Source organism: Lamprobacter sp. (genome assembly GCF_034860625.1).
In the GTDB taxonomy this organism is placed as follows: domain Bacteria; phylum Pseudomonadota; class Gammaproteobacteria; order Chromatiales; family Chromatiaceae; genus Lamprobacter.
In genome coordinates, this window is record NZ_JAYESN010000732.1 from 1 (window position 1) to 656 (window position 656).

Here is a 656-nt window from a genome sequence, read left to right on the forward strand (position 1 = left end):
ACCCAGCATCTTCGGATAGGCGGTCTGGCAGCCCGAGCGCTGTTTCAGCCGCCGCGCGCCGGTGAGGTGATCGGCATGCACATGGGTCTCCAGTGTTGCCATCAGCGTCAGCCCGAGGTCTTTTAGCACCTGCAGATCCCGCTCGACGGTATCGATGACCGGATCGATCAGGATCGCCTGGCGGCTGTGCTCACAGGCGATCAGATAGGTGTAGGTGGCGGAATCGGATTCGAACAGCTGCTTGAAGATCATCTGGGAGAGGCCTCTGGATCGGGTAGGATGGCGTCATTATCCTGGCTGGGTAAAGTGCGTTTCCAGTCGACGGCTAAGAAAAAAATGGGATTTTCCACTGAACCGACAGCCTACGAGAAAACCATCCTGTCCGATCTGCAGGGCGCTTGGCAGTGCCTGCGCGATGACGTGGCTGCACACCCAGGGTTCGAAGGCTGGGAGCGCGCGCTGTTTCACATCGATGAGGCCATGAGCTGGGAAGCCGTTCGCGACCTTCGACAGATGCAACGCAGCCTGATCCTCGTGCGCAACATCCTTCAGCAAGGCGATGAGGTCCCCCTTGCCGTGACGGAATGCCTGGACGCTGTCAACGATCTCATGGACGAGACGCTTGATGCGCGCTCGCGGGGTGAGATCGGTTGAGC

2 protein-coding genes are annotated in these 656 nt (G+C 59.6%); one reads left to right on the forward strand and one right to left on the reverse strand.

The genetic code is table 11. From position 1 onward, the window contains the following. Positions 1-252: MBL fold metallo-hydrolase (locus VBE63_RS31030; RefSeq protein ID WP_323686782.1), on the reverse strand; the 252-nt coding region annotated here is incomplete at its 3' end. A 27-nt stretch (positions 253-279) separates the two neighbouring features. Here VBE63_RS31030 and VBE63_RS31035 point away from each other — a divergent pair. Next, complete coding sequence (locus tag VBE63_RS31035; RefSeq protein WP_323686783.1) at positions 280-654, forward strand: hypothetical protein; 375 nt, start codon at positions 280-282, stop codon at positions 652-654. Positions 655-656 lie beyond the last annotated feature (2 nt).

Excerpts from the sequence above, each read along its gene's own strand:
- VBE63_RS31035 (WP_323686783.1), top strand. The coding sequence starts at position 280 with ATGGCGTCATTATCCTGGCTGGGTAAAGTGCGTTTCCAGTCGACGGCT.